The sequence below is a fragment of the Neorhizobium vignae genome, from assembly GCF_000732195.1.
Lineage (GTDB): Bacteria > Pseudomonadota > Alphaproteobacteria > Rhizobiales > Rhizobiaceae > Neorhizobium > Neorhizobium vignae.
Genome location: NZ_JNNU01000004.1, coordinates 398,287 through 415,852, shown reverse-complemented (window position 1 = coordinate 415,852; position 17,566 = coordinate 398,287). Strand labels below are relative to the sequence as shown.

Sequence of the window (17,566 nt, the reverse complement as noted above, 5' to 3'; positions counted from 1 at the left end):
GGAACTGATATGAGGAAAATGCTCTCTACTCTCGTTCGTTCGGGCCTTGCCGGCGCAGCGCTTCTGGCGGCTTCCGGCGCCGCTCTCGCCCAGACCGCCTGGGTTCTGCCGTCGGCCTATCCGCCGGCGAACTACCATGTCGAGAACCTGATGCAGTTCGCCAAGGACGTCGAAACGGCCTCGGGCGGCAAGCTGAAGATCACCGTTCATCCGAGCGCCTCGCTGTTCAAGGCGCCGGATATCAAGCGCGCCGTCCAGACCGGCCAGGCCCAGGCCGGCGAAGTGTTGATCTCGCTGCACGAGAACGAAAACCCGGTCTTCGGCATCGACGTCGTGCCGTTCCTGGCAACCAGCTTCGATGCGTCCAAGAAGCTCTATGCTGCCTCCAAGCCGGCGATCGAGAAGGCGCTCGATGCGCAGGGCCTCAAGCTCCTCTATGCAGCGCCGTGGCCGCCGCAGGGCATTTTTACCAAGAAGGACGTCAACAGCACCGCCGACCTCAAGGGCCTGAAATGGCGGGCCTACAACGTCGGCACGTCGCGCATCGCCGATCTCGTCGGCGCCCAGCCGGTGACCGTCCAGGCGGCCGAGCTGCCGCAGGCTCTCGCAACCGGCGTCATCGACGGCCTGATGACCTCGAGCGCCACTGGCGTCGATAGCAAGATCTGGGAATCGCTGACCCACTATTACGACACCCAGGCCTGGATCCCGAAGAACGTCATCTTCGTCAACAAGGCCGCCTTCGCTGGCCTTGACCCGGCCGTCCAGAAAGCGGTCACCGATGCAGCCGCTGCCGCAGAGACCCGCGGCTGGGCGCTTGGTGCCGAAAAGACCTCGGCCTACATGGAAACCCTCAAGAAGAACGGCATGAAGGTTCTCGAACCGAGCGCCGATCTCAAGAAGGGCCTGGCCGATGTCGGCGCCAAGCTGACCGAAGACTGGTCGAAGAAGGCTGGTGCCGACGGCGCCTCCATTCTGGACGCCTACAAGAAGATGTGATTTGAGGAGCGCCGCAGGCATCCGCCTGCGGCGCTTGTCCGGGGAGGAAAAATCATGGCATCGGAAAAGAGTGAATTCGGCCCGATCGTATCCTCCGGGCACCTGGCGAGCGGGGCTTTGCCGGCGCTGTCGGAGATCGAGTTCGGCATGATCATGCTGAACCACGCCTTCAGCCGCTGGATGGTCCGGTGCATGTCGGCCGCCGGCGTGCCGGATCTGTCGCCGATCGATATCCTCGTCCTGCACAATATCAACAGCCGCAACAAGGCAAAGACGCTGGCCGATATCGCGCTCGTCCTCAATATCGAGGACACGCATGTGGTGACCTACGCGCTGAAGAAGCTCGAACGGCTGAAGCTGATCAAATCCGGCCGCCGCGGCAAGGAAAAGCTGGTCATGGTGACGGAAGTGGGCGCCGAAGCCTGCAAGCGTTATGCGGCGGTGCGCGAGGAACTGCTGGTCAAGTCGGTGCTTGCCACCGAGGTTTCGGGCGAAACCCTGTCGGCCATGGCAGCCCGCCTGCGCGCGCTGTCCGGCCATTACGACCAGGCGGCTCGCGCAGCCGCATCGCTTTAGGAAAACAGAGCATCCATCAGCGGATGGGCAGGGTCCGCCATGCCGTCGAGAATGGTGAAATGATGCCTGTCCGGCTCCTCGACGGCTTCCGTCTCGGCGCCCAGTCCCTTCCAGATACTGGCAAGCAGCGCGTTCTGACGGATGAATTCGGCGCGTTCGCCGCCCCCCACCCAGCAGGTCACCCGCGCTCCCGGCAACGGTTCCAGCAGGGCCGGGCTTTCCCGATAGGCTTCCTCGGCATCGATCCGCTGCTTTTCGTTCATCTTCGTCTTCATGATCGGTCGCAGATCGTGCACGCCGGACAATGAGACCGTATTGACGATGCGGCTGCGCACCGCTTCCGGCAGCGGTGACGTGGCGGAGATCATCCGCGTCACCAGATGCCCGCCGGCCGAATGGCCGATCAGCCGGATCGGTCCTGCCACTTCCTTTGCGGCAGCCTCGATCGCCCTGCCGATTTCCGCCGTAATGCCTGCAATGCGGTTCTCCGGGGCCAGCGTGTACATCGGCATGGCGACGGCATAACCGCGCTCCACCGAACCCTTCGCGAACTGCGACCAGTAGCTGTTGTCGAGCCCGATCCAGAAGCCACCATGGACGAAGACGACGAGGCCGGCTGGTTCGGATGCCGGCAGGAAAAGGTCGAACTGGTTGCGCGGCTTCTCGCCGTAGGAAAGGCCGAGCCGGGCCCTGCCCGCAGCGGCAAGCGTCTCGCGATAAAGTCGTGCGGGCTCCACCCATGCCGCCGGCCAGCGGTCGCCCTGGGGAATGTTGATGCCGTTGGCATAGGCATTGTCCCAGTCGCTAATCCTATGACGCATCTTCACTTCTCTCGATCCGCTTGATTTCGAACGTCATACTGTCACCGCATCAGCCCGCTTGGAAGCCCGTCGCAGCTTCAAAAATCGTCAGGAGGAAAATTATTACAAACTTAAACTTTCTCTCTTGCAACCGAGGGAAAGCAGTGCTTTTCTGAGTGAAAGGCAAAAAGCCGCTATATAAAAAACGCTTGGGAACGAAAATATGCTGGGACCGTCAGGCCATCTGGATACGTTTGCCCGCGACAATCTTCCGCCTCCGGATCAGTGGCCGGAAATCAGGCTTGATGGCTTCGATTATCCGGAATGGATGAATGCGGGCGTCGAACTCACCGATCGCATGGTCGAGCGCGGCTTCGGCGACAACACCGCTCTCATCGGCAACGGCCGCCGCCGCACCTACAAGGAATTGTCCGACTGGACGAACCGCATCGCTCGCGCCTTGACCGAGGATTACGGCCTGAAACCCGGCAACCGGGTGCTGATCCGCTCCGCCAACAACCCGGCCATGGTCGCCTGCTGGCTGGCCGCGACCAAGGCCGGCGCTGTCGTCGTCAACACCATGCCGATGCTGCGGTCCGGCGAACTCGCCAAGATCATCGACAAGGCGGAGATTTCGATCGCGCTCTGCGATACGCGCCTCATGGACGAACTGGTCGCCTGCGCCAAGGAAAGCCGGTTCCTGAAACAGGTGATCGGCTTTGACGGCACGGCCAACCATGACGCCGAGCTCGATCGGGCGGCGCTCAACAAGCCGGTGCGTTTCGAAGCGGTGAATACCGGCCGCGACGACGTCGCCCTGCTCGGCTTCACCTCCGGCTCCACGGGCGTGCCGAAGGCGACCATGCATTTCCATCGCGATATCCTGATCATCGCCGATGCTTATGCGAAGGAAGTGCTGGACGTGACGCCGGACGACGTGTTCGTCGGCTCCCCGCCGCTCGCCTTCACCTTCGGCCTTGGCGGCCTTGCGGTCTTCCCGCTCCGTTTCGGCGCTGCCGCGACCCTTCTGGAGCAGGCCACGCCGCCGAAGATGATCGAGATCATCGAGACCTACAAGGCGACGATCAGCTTCACGGCGCCGACCGCCTATCGCGCCATGCTGGCGGCGATGGATGCGGGTGCCGATCTCTCATCGCTGCGCATCGCCGTTTCCGCCGGCGAGACCCTGCCAGGCCCCGTCTTCGACGAATGGGTCAAGAAGACCGGCAAGCCGATCCTCGACGGCATCGGCGCAACCGAGATGCTGCATATCTTCATCTCGAACCGGCTCGGCGATTCCAGGCCGGCCTGCACCGGCAAGCCGCTCACCGGTTACGAGGCGATCGTCGTCGACGACGACATGAACGAAGTACCGCGCGGCACGATCGGCAAGCTGGCGGTCAAGGGGCCGATCGGCTGCCGCTATCTCGCCGACGACCGCCAGAAGGACTACGTCAAGGACGGCTGGAACCTGACCGGGGACAGTTTCGTCGAGGACGAGGACGGTTATTTCCACTTCGCCGCCCGCTCCGACGACATGATCGTCTCGGCCGGCTACAACATTGCCGGTCCGGAAGTCGAAGCCGCGCTTCTGAAGCACGATGCCGTGCTGGAATGCGCAGTCATCGGTGCATCGGACGAGGCGCGGGGCACGATCGTCGAGGCGCATGTGGTGCTGGCGAAGGGCTTCGAGGCTGGCGAGTTGATGGTCAAGATCTTGCAGGATCATGTGAAGGCGGTGATTGCCCCTTACAAATATCCGCGCTCGGTCGTCTTCACCGATGCGCTGCCGAAGACCGAGTCCGGCAAGATCCAGCGCTTCCGCCTGAAGCAGAAGCCCTCGGCGTAACCATAATGAATCGCGGTTGAATTTCGCCGCATATGCGCAGTGGAAGTTTCCACCCGAATGTGGAAAACAAAGAAGACCCGGCGGATGTCGAAGTCCGTCGAAGGCATCGGGAACGACAAAACAACAAACGGGAGTTCGTCATATGAAGAAAATGCTTGCTGCAGCCACTTTGGCGCTGAGCGTTAGCACCACCGGCATGGCTTTCGCCGAGCCTTTGAAGATCGGCATGATCACCACGCTTTCGGGCGGCGGCGCCGGCCTCGGCATCGATACGCGCGACGGCTTCATGCTGGCGATCAAGAATGCCGGCAACAAGGACATTACCGTCGTTACCGAGGACGATGCGCAGAAGCCGGAACTGGCCGTGCAGATCGCCGACAAGATGATCCAGAGCGACAAGGTCGACATCCTCACCGGCATCGTCTGGTCGAACCTGCTGATGGCCGTTGCCCCGAGCGCCGTGGCCCAGGGCAAGTTCTACGTCTCGACCAATGCCGCGCCTGCCGCGCTTGCCGGCGCCAACTGCAACAAGCTCTATTTCAACGCTGCCTACCAGAACGACAACCTTCATGAAGCCATGGGCGAATATGCCAACAAGGGCTACAAGAAGATGTTCATCCTCGCCCCGAACTATCCGGCCGGCAAGGATTCGCTGACCGGCTTCAAGCGTTACTACAAGGGCCAGCTCGCCGCTGAGGTCTACACCCAGGTCGGCCAGACCGACTACGCCGCCGAAATCGCCCAGATGCGCGCCTCCGGCGCCGATGGTATCTTCACCTTCCTTCCCGGCGGCATGGGCATCGCTTTCATGAAGCAGTTCGCTCAGTCGGGCGTCAAAATCCCGGTCATGGGCCCGGGCTTCTCCTTCAGCCAGGACGTTCTGCCGGCAATCGGCGATGCGGCTGTCGGCGCCAAGGCGTCCGGCCAGTGGGCTCCGGATTTCGACAATGCCGCGAGCAAGAAGTTCCTGGCGGATTTCCAGAAGGAATATAACCGCCTGCCGTCCATCTATGCCGTCCAGGCCTATGACGCCGCCCAGCTCATCCTGTCGGCCGCTTCCAAGGCAAGCGTCAAGAACGCCGATGCCTTCGGCGCCGAACTCAAGAAGGCAGACATCCAGTCCCCGCGCGGAAAATTCAAGTTCAACACCAACCAGCACCCGATCCAGGACATCTACCTGACGGAAGTGGTGAAGCAGAACGGCGTCATCACCAACAAGACGGTGGAGAAGATCTTCGCCGATCACGGCGATGCCTATGCCAAAGACTGCAAGATCTAAGGCCTGCCTGTGACTTTGGCACTTGCTCTCGAGCAGTTGCTCAACGGCCTGCAGCTCGGCGTCATGTTGTTTCTCATGGCTGCCGGGCTGACGCTGATCTTCGGCGTCATGGGCCTGATCAACCTTGCTCACGGCTCGCTCTACATGGTCGGCGCATTCGCCTGCGCCACCGTGGCGGCGTGGACCGGCTCGTTCTGGATCGGATTGATCGCCAGCCTCGCCGCGGCCGCCGCCGCGGGGGCGGTCGTCGAGCTCGCGGTGATCCGCAGGCTCTACGACCGCGACCATCTCGACCAGGTGCTCGCCACCTTCGCGCTGATCCTGATGTTTTCGGAAGGCACGCGCTGGCTGTTCGGCTCCTTCCCGCTCTATCTCGATATCCCGCCGCTTCTGCAGGGCGCCGTTGCGCTGCCGGGCGGCACGGAATATCCGGTCTATCGCCTGGCGATCATCCTTGCCGGCGCGATCGTCGCCTTCGGCCTCTACCTGCTGATCTCAAGGACCCGTCTCGGCATGCGCATCCGCGCCGGCGAAAGCGACCGCGAGATGATTGGCGCTTTAGGCGTCGATATCCGCACCCTCTATACCGTCGTCTTCGCGCTCGGCGCGGCACTCGCAGGCCTTGCCGGCGCCATGGTCGGCGCGCTGCAGTCGGTGCAGGTCGGCATGGGCGAACCGGTGCTGATCCTCGCCTTCGTGGTTATCGTCATCGGCGGCATCGGCTCGATCAAGGGCGCTCTTCTCGGCGCGCTGCTGGTCGGGGTCACCGATACGATGGGCCGTTTCCTCCTGCCGAAGATCCTGGCGCTGTTCGTCGCCCCGGCCCAGGCCGGCATGATCGGCGGCGCGGCGGCCTCGATGCTGATCTATATCGTCATGGCGGTCATTCTCGCGGTCAAGCCGCGCGGCCTCTTCCCCGCGGCGCATGCGTGAGATCATGATCGTGACCCGCGAAAGCCTCATCAACCTCATCCTGGCAGCCGTGCTGCTCGCCGTGCCCTTTGCTGCGGACGCGTTCGGCCAGCCGTTCTACGTCACGCTTGCAACCCGCATCGCCATCCTCGCGCTCGCCGCGACTGGCCTGAACCTGGCACTCGGCCTCGGCGGCCTCGTTTCCTTCGGTCATGCCGCCTTCTTCGGCATCGGCGGTTATGTCGCCGGCATCCTGGCGGCTCACGCCTTTTCCGGCGATCCGCTGCTGTTCGGCCTGTCCGGGACGAAGCAGATGTGGGTGATCTGGATTGTCGCGGTGATCATTTCAGGCCTTGTCGGCCTGGCGATCGGCGCAATCAGCCTCCGGACATCGGGCGTCTATTTCATCATGATCACGCTCGCCTTCGCGCAGATGGTCTATTATTTCGCGATCTCCTGGCCGGCCTATGGCGGCGAGGATGGCCTGTCGATCCTCGTCCGCAATCAGTTCCCGGGCGTCAACACCATGCGGCCGCTGACCTTCTTCCTGATCTGCTACGTCGTCTTGCTTCTGGCGCTCGCCCTCTTCGCCCTGATCCGCGCCTCGCGCTTCGGCACGGCGCTGCAGGCGGCACGGCAGAACGAGGTGCGCGTCGCGACCGTCGGCATCCAGCCCTACCGCATCCGGCTGACCGGCTTTGCGATCTCGGCGGCGGTCACCGGCCTTGCCGGCGCTCTGTTTGCCGATCTCAACCGCTTCGTCAGCCCATCCATGCTGTCGTGGCACATGTCGGGCGAACTGATCGTGCTGATCATTCTCGGCGGCACCGGCCGGCTGTTCGGGCCGCTGGCGGGCGCCGCACTCTACGTGATCTTCGAATATGCGCTCGGTGGCCTCACCGAACGCTGGCAGTTCTTCCTCGGCCTCATCCTGCTTGTCGTCGTGCTGTTTGCGCGCGGCGGGCTCCTGGGCCTGCTTGCCGGAAAGGCCAAACATGGTTGAGCCGGTTCTCCAGATCTCCAATCTCGCCAAGAATTTCGGCGCGCTGCGGGCCACGGATGGCGTGACGCTCGACCTGCGTCCGGGCGAGATCCACGCCCTGATTGGCCCGAACGGCGCCGGCAAGTCCACGCTGATCCACCAGATCTGCGGCACGCTCCGGCAGGACAGCGGTACGATCCGTTTTGCCGGGCAGGATATCGGCTCGCTCGGCGTGGCGCAGCGCGCTCAGCTTGGCCTCGGCCGCACCTTCCAGGTCTCGTCGATCGCACCGGATTTCTCGGGCCTGCGCAACGTCATGCTGGCGGTACAGGCCAAGCAGGGTTCGAGCTTCCGCTTCTTCAAACCGGTCATGCGCGACAGGTCGCTGATCGACACCGCCATGGCCATGCTGGAACGTGTCGGCCTCACCGCCCGCGCCCGCATTCCGGCCGCCGAGCTTTCCCATGGCGAACGCCGGCAGCTCGAAATCGCCATGGCGCTGGCACTTGGCTCGAAAGCCTTCCTGCTCGACGAGCCGATGGCCGGAATGGGCCCGGAAGGCTCGAAATCGCTGACCCGCTTCCTCGATACATTACGGCATGAAGCGCCGATCCTGCTGGTCGAGCACGACATGGATGCGGTCTTCGCCCTCGCCGACCGGATTTCCGTTCTCGTCTACGGCCGCATCATCGCGACGGGAACGGTGGAGGAAATCCGCCGCGATCCGACCGTGCGCACCGCCTATCTCGGAGACCACGCCTGATGCTGCTCGATGTCACCAGGATCGAAGCATTCTACGGCGCAAGCCAGGCCCTCTTCGGCGTCGACCTGTCGGTCGCGGAAGGCGAGGCCGTCGCCCTGATGGGCCGCAACGGCATGGGCAAGACAACCACCATTCGCGCCATCTGCAATCTCAACCCGCCCCGCGCCGGTGGCGTGAAGATCGGCGGCACGGATACGAAGGGCAAGCGGCCGCATCATGTCGCCAAGCTCGGTATCGGCCTGGTGCCGGAAGGCCGCCGTTGCTTCCCGAACCTGACGGTCCACGAGAACCTTGTCGCCGCCGCCCGGCCGGGCCAATGGACGCTGGAGCGCGTCAACGAACTCTTCCCGCGATTGTCTGAGCGTCATGCGCAAATGGCGAGATCGCTCTCCGGCGGCGAGCAGCAGATGCTGGCTATCGGCCGCGCGCTGATGACCAATCCGCGCCTGCTCATTCTTGACGAGGCGACCGAAGGCCTTGCTCCGGTCATCCGCCAGGACATCTGGAAGGCGATCCGGCGGCTGAAAGCCGAGGGTTTGTCGATCCTGGTGGTGGATAAGACGCTTTCGGAGCTTTTGCCGGTTGCGGACCGCTGTGTCATCCTTGAAAACGGAAGAAGCGCCTGGAGCGGCAGGCCCGCGGACCTGACGACGGAATTGCAGGATCGATATCTCGGGGTATAGGCATGGAAGCAGAAGCGGCAAGCGCCGACCTGGAACTGATCGCCCATGGCCCGCATGGGAAGAACAAGCCTGAGACGCGGCTCTGGCTGCGCATGCTTTCCACTACCAAGCTGATCACCACGGAAATCCGCCGCCGGCTCCGCACGGAGTTCGGCGCGACGCTTCCCCAGTTCGATCTGATGGCGCAGCTCTATCGCGAAGCGGACGGCTTGAGGCTCGGCGAGCTTTCCAAGCGCACCATGGTGACCAACGGCAACGTGACCGGCCTGGTGGAGCGGCTGGAGACGGACGGTTTCGTGCAGCGGGTCACGCCGGACGGGGACCGCCGCGTCACCGTCGCCAAGCTGACCCCCGCCGGTACCGAGCTGTTTGTCGCCATGGCAGCCGCCCACGAAGGCTGGCTGCGCGATATCATGGCCGATGTCGATCCGGCGATGATCGCCTCGTTGTGGTCGGAGATCGGCGCGGTGAAGGCTTCCGCCAGCAACCATCTTTCCGGCAGCGCCTTCGAATAGTAAGGCTCGTCTTGGGGCGCAACAATTCGGGGTGAAGAGATGGCAGACCTGCAGGCGATCGTCGACGAGATCCACGCGAAACTGACGCCGCGTCTGGGCGAAGGCAAAGTGGCCGACTACATCCCGCAGCTCGCTCATGTCGATCCGAAGAAGTTCGGAATGGCGATCATCGGTGTCGATGGCCAGGTCTTCAAGGCTGGCGATTGCGACGAACCCTTCTCGATCCAGAGCGTCTCGAAGGTCTTCACGCTGACGCTGGCGCTCGGAAAGCATGGCGAGACCACCTGGAATAGGGTCGGCCGCGAGCCGTCCGGCTCCGCCTTCAACTCGATCGTCCAGCTCGAGCACGAGGAAGGCAAGCCGCGCAATCCGTTCATCAATGCCGGCGCCATCGCCGTCAGCGATCTGGTGCTGGCGGGACATACGCCACGAGAGGCGATCGGCGAGATCGTCCGCTTCGTGCGTTACCTGGCGGATGACGATTCGATCGCCATCGATCCGGAGGTGGCGAAGTCGGAGCAGGCGACCGGTTTCCGCAATTTCGCGCTCGCCAATTTCATGCGCTCCTTCGGCAAGCTCGACCATCCCGTCGAACATGTCCTTGGTGTCTATTTCCACCACTGCGCGCTCGCCATGACCTGCACCCAGCTTGCCAAGGCCGGCCTGTTCCTCGCCGCCTCGGGCCGCAATCCGCTGACAGGGCACACCGTAGTCTCGAAGCAGCGGGCAAGGCGCATCAATGCGCTGATGCTGACCTGTGGCCATTACGATGGATCGGGCGATTTCGCCTACCGTGTCGGCCTGCCCGGCAAGAGCGGGGTCGGCGGCGGCATCATGGCGGTGGCGCCGGGCAAGGCGTCGGTCGCGGTCTGGTCGCCGGGTCTCAACCACAACGGCAATTCGCTGCTGGGTTCGCTGGCGCTCGAAATGTTGGCCACCAGAACGGGCTGGTCGGTGTTCGGGCAATAAAAAAAGCCCGGCCGAAGCCGGGCCTTCAGTCTGTTGGCAGCTTTGTAATCAGTCTTCGCTGGCTGCCATCTGCGATAGGGCATCACCGCGTCCGCGTGCACGCAGGATGAGGGGAAGGACGAGGGCGATCGCTGCGACGCTCAGCAGCACGGCGGCGATCGGCGAGGTGAACAGCACCGTCACGTCACCCTGACTGATCGCCAGCGCGCGGCGGAGCTGCTGCTCGGCAAGCGGCCCGAGAATGAGGCCGACGATTACAGGCGCGATCGGATAGTCGAAGACGCGCATGATGTAGGCGACGAGTCCGAAGACCAGCAGCATGCCGAGTTCGAACACCGAGGGATTGGCGCCGATCGTGCCGAGCGTGGCGAACACCAGAATGCCCGCGTAGAGCCATGGCTTCGGAATGGTCAGCAGCTTCACCCACAGGCCGACCAGCGGGAGGTTGAGGACGAGCAGCATCAGGTTGGCGATCAAAAGCGAGGCGATCAGACCCCAGACGAGCTGCGGGTTGGTCGCAAACAGAAGCGGGCCCGGCTGCAGGCCGTATTGCTGGAAGCCGGCAAGCATGATCGCCGCGGTCGCCGAGGTCGGCAGGCCGAGGGTCAGGAGCGGTACGAGCGTGCCTGCGGCAGACGCATTGTTGGCCGCTTCCGGGCCGGCCACGCCTTCGATCGCGCCGTTGCCGAATTCTTCCGGGTGCTTGGAAAGGCGCTTTTCCGTCGCGTAGGACAGGAAGGTGCCGATCTCCGCCCCGCCGGCCGGCATTGCGCCGATCGGGAAGCCGATCACCGTGCCGCGCAGCCAGGCTTTCCAGGAGCGCCCCCAATCCTGCGCCGTCATCCAGACCGAGCCCCGGATCGCCTCGATCTTGTCCGGTGCGGCTTCGCCCTGGGCGGCGATATAGAGCGTTTCGCCGATCGCAAACATCGCGACCGCCATCGTGGTCACCTCGATGCCGTCGAGCAGGTCCGGAACGCCGAAGGAGAGCCGGTTCTGGCCGGTCAGCTGGTCGATGCCGACGAGCGACAGGGCAAGTCCGATGAACAGTGAGGTGAGGCCGCGCAGCGTCGAATTGCCGAAGGCCGAGGAGACGGTGACGAAGGCCAGAACCATCAGCGCGAAATATTCGCGCGGACCGAAGACCAGCGCCAGCTTGACGATGTAGGGCGCGATGAAGGCAAGCGCGAGCGTCGCGATCAGGCCAGCAACGAACGACCCGATCGCCGCAGTCGCCAGGGCCGGGCCGCCGCGTCCCGCCCGGGCCATCTTGTTGCCTTCGAGCGCGGTGACGATCGAGGCGCTTTCGCCCGGCGTGTTCAGGAGGATCGACGTCGTCGAGCCGCCATACATGCCGCCGTAATAGATGCCGGCGAACATGATCAGCGATCCGGTCGCATCCAGCTGGTAGGTCACCGGCAGAAGCAGGGCGACCGTCGTTGCCGGACCGATGCCGGGAAGCACGCCGACCATGGTGCCGAGCGTCACGCCGATCAGCGCATAGAAGAGGTTCATCGGCTCCATTGCCGACACGAGCCCCTGGAGAAGGAATTCGAATGTACTCATGATCTTACTCTCAGGGTCACGTCACTGGATGAGGTGTTCGAGCGGGCCTGCCGGAAGCGAAAGTTGCAGGACGCCGGCAAAGAGCCACCAAATGGCGAGACAGACGACGATGCCGATCGGAATGCTGATCCACAGCCTGCGGGCACCGAAACCCGCCGCGGCGAGGCCGAACAGCGTGCCCGTGGCGATCGAGAAACCGGCGATCCGAATGAGGATCATCTGCGCCAGGAGGCCGGCGACGACCCAGGCGACAGGCCCGAATTCCTGTTTTTCGCGCGCCGGAAAGTCACGACGAAACGCGGCGAATACGGTCCAGATGGCGAGGCCGATCAGTGCGAAGGCAATCCAGTTGGGAACGGTGGCAGGGCCGACCTGGCTATAGCCGCCCATGTCCCGCAGCCGGTCGACATCCAGGAAGATGACGGCAGCGACGGCGACGAGGATGGCGGCAATAACAAGCGCCGCCCAATCGGGGCGGCGCTGTTCGGTGCTCGTTTTGTTGTTGTCGAGGCTCATTTAACCAGTCCGATGTCCTTCAGGATGGTTTCAGTCGCGGCAATGTCCTTGGCAAGCTGCGCGTCGAACTCCGGACCGGAGAGATAGGTGTCGATCCAGCCCTTGGTCTTCAGGCTGTCCTGCCAGGTCTTGGACTTGACAAGCTTTTCGACGTCGGCGGTCACGGCCTTCTTCTGCTCGGGGGTAAGGCCCGGAGCGGCGGCGACCATGCGCCAGTTCTGAATCACGACGTCAAGACCGGATTCCTTCAGCGTCGGGGCATTGATGCCTTCGAGCTTCTTTTCGGAGGAGATGGCGAGCACACGCAACGCGCCGGCCTTGACCTGCGATTCGAACTCGCCATAGGACGAGATGCCGGCCGTGACTTGGCCGCCGAGGATGGCGGCGAGTGCTTCTCCGCCGCCGGAAAACGCGATGTAGTTGACCTTCGTGGGATCGACGCCGGCAGCCTTTGCGATCAGACCCGCCGTGATGTGGTCCGTACCGCCGGCCGAACCGCCGCCCCAGGAAACCGCGCCCGGGTTTGCCTTCAGCTTGGCGACGAGGTCGGCAACCGTCTTGATCTCGGACGCTGCCGGAACGACGATCACTTCGTATTCGCCGGTGAGGCGGGCGATCGGGGTGACGTCCTTCAGGGTGACCGGCGACTTGTTGGTCAGGATGGCGCCGACCATGACGTAGCCGCCGACCATCAGGGCGTTTGCGTTGCCCTTCTGCTGGCTGGCGAACTGGGCGATGCCGATCGTGCCGCCAGCGCCCGGGACGTTCATGACCTGAACCTTGCCGGAGATCTTCTCCGTCTGCAAAGCCGTCTGCATGGTGCGGGCGGTCTGGTCCCAGCCGCCGCCCGGCGCTGCCGGAGCCATGATCGAGTAGTCGGCCGCAGCGGCCGGAAGTGCGATTGCGCCCGCGAGAAGGGAAGCAAGGAAGAAATGTTTCAAGGGTCGATCCTCCGTTGGCGTCGTAATCCGACGCGATATGTTTGCTGGCAAACGAGGGGGAGGGCTTGGCAAGCGAGAACCGCCTGGCCGATGTCCTCCCATCGTCAATCGGGTCCCCACCTCCAAATGGGGGCCGAATGCCCTAAGCCAGCATATGAAGCTGACATTAACCTGACATCTTCCCTGGACTTGCAATTTGGCAAGGGGTTACGACCCGCCGCCGCCGAATTTTGTGACTATTGCAGCCTGAGGACCTCGTTCCAGCGGGAAATCAGCCGTGCCCGCTTCACCTGGTCGAGATAGACCATCAGCCCGAGGCTGACCGGCACCGGCTTCAATTGCCCACCGAGCATCTCCCTCATCGTGGTGGCGGTATTGTTGCCAGCGACTTCCGGGCTGACGGCCGGGATCTGCAGTTCGCGGGCCATGATCGTCTGTCCTTCCTTCGACATGAAGAACTCGAGATAGCGCCTGCCGAGATCTGGGGCGGCGGCAGCCTGCGGTACCAGACCGATTCGCGACATCACGACAGTATAGTCCTTCGGCAGCACGATTCCGACATCCGGATGACGCGAAGCCCAGTCTGCGGCATAGGACCCGAGAATATTGTAACCGAGCAGGAATCGTCCGTCGGCCACGCGTTCCAAGATCCCCTGGCTGGTTGAGTAAAGCTTCACGCCCGCGGCCCCCATCGCCCGGATCACCGACCAGATATCCCCGAACTGCTCCTGGTCGCGCGCCATGAACAGGAAACCGACGCCGGAACGTTCGATGTCGTAGGTGCCGATCCGGCCGTAGACCGCATCGCCCTGCTTCTGCAGGAATTCGACCAGTTCCCCCCGGGTCGAGGGCGGGGAGGAATCCTTGAAACTCGGCTTGTGATAGACGAACACGGCCGGTTCGAAGGTCAGCGCATAGGCGGTATTGCGCCAGTTGGCCCAGCCCGGCCATTGGCCGCTCATCGGCAGGTCGCTGCGCTGGGCATAGCCGTCATTGGCAAGCTTCACCTGCAGGTCCATCGCGGAGGAAAATGCGAAGTCGGCCGTCTTGTCGCCGGCATCGGTTTCGCGCACGATCCGGTCGTAGATCTCGCCCGTCAGCATGTCCTCGTAGCGCACCGCCACATCCGGATTGGCCGTCTGGAAGCCGGCGATCATCGGTTTGGCGAGCGGCTCGTCGAGCGAGGAATAGACCGTCAGCATCGGCGCGTCCACCCGCCCGGAAAGCGCCTTGAACAGCGTCGTATCCGCCATGGCGAGGCTGGGCCAAAGGGCAAGACAGAGGAGTGGGAAAAGCAGTCTTTTCATCTGGCCACAATGCCCCACCGCGGCTGCCGCGACAAGCCGACCGGCGGACCGTAACATTCCCGCCACAGAGGCCTCAATGCACCGTCTGCCAGCTTGTTTTCCGATGCCGTGTCATTATCTGTTGGCGGTCTTTTCGCGCCGGAAGACCCGGCGTTTCGTCAGCACAAAAGGTCTCGCCCATGTCGCTCACCCTCTACGATATCACGGTACCGGTCTTCATCCGCGCTTTCGGCAACCTGACGGAAATCCTGAAGAAAGGCGAAGCCTTCGCCGACGAGAAGGGTATCGCCCATAAGGAACTGCTGGAAGCCCGGCTGGTCCACGACATGTATCCGCTGACCTCTCAGATCCAGCGCGCCAGCGACACCGCGAAATTCGTGCCGGTTCGTGTCGGTCGACTCGAGAGCATCCCGATGGCCGATAACGAAGCCACCTTCGCCGACCTGCATGCCCGCATCGAAAAGACCGTGGCATTCCTGAATAGCGTCGATCCGGCCACCATGGCGGACCGCGAAGACGCCGAAGTGATCCTGAAGACCCGCAGCGGCGAGACGAAATTCACCGGCAAGAGCTATGTGCTCGGTTTCGCCCTGCCGAACTTCTATTTCCACGTCACCACGGCCTACGCGATCCTGCGCCACAAGGGCGTTCCGATCGGCAAGATGGATTATATCGGTCGTTCCCAGTAAAACGATTGGGCCAACGCTCGAAGTAACCACGCCATCACCACATCCGTGACATCGCCGCTTCCGCGTTTATAATCATCTGCGGAAGCGGGGAGATTTCGTGCGTATTCTTCTGGTCGAGGACAATCAGGCGCTGGCCGAGGGGCTTTCGACGATCCTGCGTGGCAGCGGTTACGCGGTCGATGCAGTCGCCGACGGCGCTTCTGCCGAGGCCGTCGCCGCCGCCGAAACCTATGATCTCGTTATCCTCGACCTGAACCTGCCGGAAATGGACGGGCTCGACGTGCTGCGCGCCATGCGGGCCCGGGCGAACAAGGCGGCGGTGATGATCCTCACCGCCCGCGGCACGCCCGAGGAGCGGGTGAAGGGGCTCGATCTCGGCGCCGACGACTACATGATCAAGCCTTTCGACATTTCCGAATTCGAGGCGCGCATCCGCGTGCTGCTGCGCCGTCAGGCGGGCCTCAGAAGCTCGATCGTCAACTATGGCGGCGTCACCTTCGACCTGAACTCGCGGACCTTTTCCAGCCAGGGCGTGACCCTGGACCTGCCCGCCCGCGAGGTGGCGCTGCTGGAACTGCTCTTCCTCCGCGCCGGCAAGGTTGTCTCCAAGGATGCGATCATGGCGTCGCTGACCGGCTTCGACGATGATCTATCCGCCAATGCCATCGAGCAATATGTGAGCCGCCTGCGCCGGCGTCTCGCCCCGCACGGGCTCACGGTGAAGACCGCTCGCGGCATAGGGTATTATCTCGAAACCACGGCGCCGACGGCATGACATCGGTTTCTCACGGCGCCCAACCCGTCCCGCCGATTGCCGCCTATTCCCTGCGCCGCCGGCTCCTCGCCTGGCTTCTCGTCTCGACGGCCGTGATCGGCACGATCGCCATGGTCGACACCTGGGACGAGGCGGTGGATACGGCAAACGACGTGTCCGACCGTGTGCTGGCCGGTTCAGCTCTGGCCATCGCCGAGCGGGTGATTGTTGCCGAGGACGGCTCTCTCGAAGTAGATATCCCCTACGTGGCCTTGGAAATGCTGACGTCGGCGGCGCAGGACCGCGTCTTCTACCGCGTCGACGGGCCGCCCGGAAAATTCATCACCGGCTACCAGACGCTGCCGTCGATTCCGCGCCGCGAGGGCCAGGCACCCGCCTTCGAGAACGCCACGTTCCGCGGCGAGCCGATCCGCGTGGCGGCGCTCGCCCGCTCCGCCTCGACCGGCATCAATTCCGTGCCGTTCACGGTGACGGTTGCGGAAACCACGATCGCCCGTCAGCAGCTGACGCAGACGATCCTGATCCGCTCCGCGCTGCGCCTGCTGTTCATGATCGTCGGTGCCGCGATCATCGTCTGGGTGGCGGTGACGCTGTCGCTTCGGCCGCTCTACCGTTTCAGCGAGGCGATCGCCGAACGCAGCCCGGACGATCTTCACCCGATCAGCGAGCGGGTACCGAACGAGGTGCAGGGTCTCGTCGATACGGTCAACTCCTTCATGGTGCGGCTGGAAAGCGCGCTCGAGGCGCTACGGCATTTCACCGGCAATGCCAGCCACCAGCTGCGCACGCCGCTGACCATCATCCGCACCCAGCTCGCACTCGCCGACCGCGCCACCGAGCTTGGGGAGGTGAAGGAGGCTGCCCGCAAGGCGGACGAGGCGGTGGCGGATGCCGAGCGCATCCTCGCCCAGCTTCTCCTGATGGCGAAGATCGATGCGGCCACTCGATCGGCCTCGATGCAGCGGATCGACCTGACCGCGTTGGCGCGCGGCGCGACGGCGGACAATGTCCCGCTTGCCGCCGATGCCGGCATCGATCTCGGTTTCGAAGGGGAGGGGGAGATCATGGTCTCCGCCGAACCGCTGCTGATCGGTGAACTGATGAAGAACCTGATCGGCAATGCTCTCCTCTATGCGGGAAAAGGCGCCGAGGTGACCGTTCGCGTCGCATCGGAAAACGGCGTCGCGGTGCTCGAAGTGGAAGACGACGGCCCGGGCATCCCGCTCGAAAAGCGGGCGTCGGTGCTCAAACGTTTCGAACGCGGCGATCACTCCGACAAGCTGGGCACCGGCCTCGGCCTGCCGATCGTCGAGGAGATCGCCCGCCTGCACGGCGCGACGATGACCCTCGCGGAGGGTCGCGAGGGCAGGGGTCTGAAGGTCGAGATACGGTTTCCGGTAGCTGGCTAAGTACTAGGGGGCGGCACACACCGATCTCCCCCGCAA

General features: G+C 63.5%; 18 protein-coding genes. 13 read left to right on the top strand and 5 right to left on the bottom strand.

All coding sequences use genetic code 11. From position 1 onward, the window contains the following. Positions 1-18: 18 nt before the first annotated feature. Both GQ59_RS08970 and GQ59_RS08965 read left to right on the top strand, forming a co-directional pair. Positions 19-999, top strand: coding sequence for a TRAP transporter substrate-binding protein (locus GQ59_RS08970; RefSeq protein WP_037080115.1), 981 nt, complete (start codon positions 19-21; stop codon positions 997-999). A 54-nt stretch (positions 1,000-1,053) separates the two neighbouring features. After that, on the top strand, positions 1,054-1,575 hold the full coding sequence (locus GQ59_RS08965; RefSeq protein ID WP_084683104.1) for a winged helix DNA-binding protein: 522 nt from the start codon (positions 1,054-1,056) through the stop codon (positions 1,573-1,575). Here GQ59_RS08965 and GQ59_RS08960 read toward each other — a convergent pair. Then, the gene (locus GQ59_RS08960) at positions 1,572-2,396 is read right to left on the bottom strand and encodes an alpha/beta hydrolase (protein ID WP_037080113.1); all 825 of its coding nucleotides are present in this window, start codon (positions 2,394-2,396) and stop codon (positions 1,572-1,574) included. The two genes, GQ59_RS08965 and GQ59_RS08960, sit on opposite strands and share 4 nt — an antisense overlap. Positions 2,397-2,598: 202 nt before the next feature. On the opposite strand from GQ59_RS08960, the gene GQ59_RS08955 reads away from it, so the two are divergent. From GQ59_RS08955 to GQ59_RS08920, 8 genes are all read left to right on the top strand, one after another. Next, entirely contained in the window at positions 2,599-4,224 is a 1,626-nt protein-coding gene (locus GQ59_RS08955) for an AMP-binding protein (RefSeq protein WP_037080112.1), read from the top strand. Between the two features lie 142 nt (positions 4,225-4,366). Continuing rightward, positions 4,367-5,503 (top strand): ABC transporter substrate-binding protein, encoded by a 1,137-nt coding sequence (locus GQ59_RS08950; RefSeq protein WP_037080110.1) that lies wholly within the window; start codon positions 4,367-4,369, stop codon positions 5,501-5,503. Between the two features lie 9 nt (positions 5,504-5,512). Continuing rightward, complete coding sequence (locus GQ59_RS08945) at positions 5,513-6,436, top strand: branched-chain amino acid ABC transporter permease (protein ID WP_037080109.1); 924 nt, start codon at positions 5,513-5,515, stop codon at positions 6,434-6,436. 4 nt (positions 6,437-6,440) lie between these two features. Then, positions 6,441-7,418 (top strand): branched-chain amino acid ABC transporter permease, encoded by a 978-nt coding sequence (locus GQ59_RS08940; RefSeq protein ID WP_037080321.1) that lies wholly within the window; start codon positions 6,441-6,443, stop codon positions 7,416-7,418. Further along, a complete protein-coding gene (locus GQ59_RS08935; RefSeq protein WP_037080108.1) occupies positions 7,411-8,160 on the top strand; it encodes an ABC transporter ATP-binding protein in 750 nt (249 codons plus the stop codon). The genes GQ59_RS08940 and GQ59_RS08935 overlap by 8 nt, the downstream gene beginning before the upstream one ends. Continuing rightward, positions 8,160-8,843, top strand: coding sequence for an ABC transporter ATP-binding protein (locus GQ59_RS08930; RefSeq protein ID WP_084683102.1), 684 nt, complete (start codon positions 8,160-8,162; stop codon positions 8,841-8,843). Before GQ59_RS08935 ends, GQ59_RS08930 begins: the two co-directional genes overlap by 1 nt. A gap of 2 nt (positions 8,844-8,845) precedes the next feature. After that, on the top strand, positions 8,846-9,358 hold the full coding sequence (locus GQ59_RS08925; protein ID WP_037080105.1) for a MarR family winged helix-turn-helix transcriptional regulator: 513 nt from the start codon (positions 8,846-8,848) through the stop codon (positions 9,356-9,358). A gap of 39 nt (positions 9,359-9,397) precedes the next feature. Then, on the top strand, positions 9,398-10,327 hold the full coding sequence (locus tag GQ59_RS08920) for a glutaminase (protein ID WP_037080104.1): 930 nt from the start codon (positions 9,398-9,400) through the stop codon (positions 10,325-10,327). A gap of 48 nt (positions 10,328-10,375) precedes the next feature. Here GQ59_RS08920 and GQ59_RS08915 read toward each other — a convergent pair whose 3' ends face one another. The 4 genes from GQ59_RS08915 to GQ59_RS08900 form a co-directional block, all read right to left on the bottom strand. Then, complete coding sequence (locus tag GQ59_RS08915) at positions 10,376-11,893, bottom strand: tripartite tricarboxylate transporter permease (protein WP_037080103.1); 1,518 nt, start codon at positions 11,891-11,893, stop codon at positions 10,376-10,378. A 21-nt stretch (positions 11,894-11,914) separates the two neighbouring features. Further along, on the bottom strand, positions 11,915-12,409 hold the full coding sequence (locus GQ59_RS08910) for a tripartite tricarboxylate transporter TctB family protein (protein WP_037080102.1): 495 nt from the start codon (positions 12,407-12,409) through the stop codon (positions 11,915-11,917). Next, entirely contained in the window at positions 12,406-13,350 is a 945-nt protein-coding gene (locus tag GQ59_RS08905; protein ID WP_037080101.1) for a Bug family tripartite tricarboxylate transporter substrate binding protein, read from the bottom strand. Before GQ59_RS08905 ends, GQ59_RS08910 begins: the two co-directional genes overlap by 4 nt. Positions 13,351-13,586: 236 nt before the next feature. Then, on the bottom strand, positions 13,587-14,657 hold the full coding sequence (locus tag GQ59_RS08900; protein ID WP_037080100.1) for an ABC transporter substrate-binding protein: 1,071 nt from the start codon (positions 14,655-14,657) through the stop codon (positions 13,587-13,589). Positions 14,658-14,836: 179 nt separating this feature from the next. Here GQ59_RS08900 and GQ59_RS08895 point away from each other — a divergent pair, with 179 nt between their 5' ends. The 3 genes from GQ59_RS08895 (at position 14,837) to GQ59_RS08885 (ending at position 17,530) form a co-directional block, all read left to right on the top strand. Beyond that, positions 14,837-15,346: a DUF1993 domain-containing protein gene (locus GQ59_RS08895; RefSeq protein WP_037080099.1), complete on the top strand. Its 510-nt coding sequence runs from the start codon at positions 14,837-14,839 to the stop codon at positions 15,344-15,346. A 97-nt stretch (positions 15,347-15,443) separates the two neighbouring features. After that, positions 15,444-16,121: a response regulator transcription factor gene (locus tag GQ59_RS08890; protein ID WP_037080098.1), complete on the top strand. Its 678-nt coding sequence runs from the start codon at positions 15,444-15,446 to the stop codon at positions 16,119-16,121. Next, on the top strand, positions 16,118-17,530 hold the full coding sequence (locus tag GQ59_RS08885) for a sensor histidine kinase (protein WP_051903873.1): 1,413 nt from the start codon (positions 16,118-16,120) through the stop codon (positions 17,528-17,530). Before GQ59_RS08890 ends, GQ59_RS08885 begins: the two co-directional genes overlap by 4 nt. Positions 17,531-17,566: the final 36 nt, after the last annotated feature.

Excerpts from the sequence above, each read along its gene's own strand:
- GQ59_RS08970 (WP_037080115.1), top strand. The coding sequence starts at position 19 with ATGCTCTCTACTCTCGTTCGTTCGGGCCTTGCCGGCGCAGCGCTTCTG.
- GQ59_RS08965 (WP_084683104.1), top strand. The coding sequence starts at position 1,054 with ATGGCATCGGAAAAGAGTGAATTCGGCCCGATCGTATCCTCCGGGCAC.
- GQ59_RS08960 (WP_037080113.1), bottom strand. The coding sequence starts at position 2,396 with ATGCGTCATAGGATTAGCGACTGGGACAATGCCTATGCCAACGGCATC.
- GQ59_RS08955 (WP_037080112.1), top strand. The coding sequence starts at position 2,599 with ATGCTGGGACCGTCAGGCCATCTGGATACGTTTGCCCGCGACAATCTT.
- GQ59_RS08950 (WP_037080110.1), top strand. The coding sequence starts at position 4,367 with ATGAAGAAAATGCTTGCTGCAGCCACTTTGGCGCTGAGCGTTAGCACC.
- GQ59_RS08940 (WP_037080321.1), top strand. The coding sequence starts at position 6,441 with ATGATCGTGACCCGCGAAAGCCTCATCAACCTCATCCTGGCAGCCGTG.
- GQ59_RS08935 (WP_037080108.1), top strand. The coding sequence starts at position 7,411 with ATGGTTGAGCCGGTTCTCCAGATCTCCAATCTCGCCAAGAATTTCGGC.
- GQ59_RS08930 (WP_084683102.1), top strand. The coding sequence starts at position 8,160 with ATGCTGCTCGATGTCACCAGGATCGAAGCATTCTACGGCGCAAGCCAG.
- GQ59_RS08925 (WP_037080105.1), top strand. The coding sequence starts at position 8,846 with ATGGAAGCAGAAGCGGCAAGCGCCGACCTGGAACTGATCGCCCATGGC.
- GQ59_RS08920 (WP_037080104.1), top strand. The coding sequence starts at position 9,398 with ATGGCAGACCTGCAGGCGATCGTCGACGAGATCCACGCGAAACTGACG.
- GQ59_RS08915 (WP_037080103.1), bottom strand. The coding sequence starts at position 11,893 with ATGAGTACATTCGAATTCCTTCTCCAGGGGCTCGTGTCGGCAATGGAG.
- GQ59_RS08910 (WP_037080102.1), bottom strand. The coding sequence starts at position 12,409 with ATGAGCCTCGACAACAACAAAACGAGCACCGAACAGCGCCGCCCCGAT.
- GQ59_RS08900 (WP_037080100.1), bottom strand. The coding sequence starts at position 14,657 with ATGAAAAGACTGCTTTTCCCACTCCTCTGTCTTGCCCTTTGGCCCAGC.
- GQ59_RS08895 (WP_037080099.1), top strand. The coding sequence starts at position 14,837 with ATGTCGCTCACCCTCTACGATATCACGGTACCGGTCTTCATCCGCGCT.
- GQ59_RS08885 (WP_051903873.1), top strand. The coding sequence starts at position 16,118 with ATGACATCGGTTTCTCACGGCGCCCAACCCGTCCCGCCGATTGCCGCC.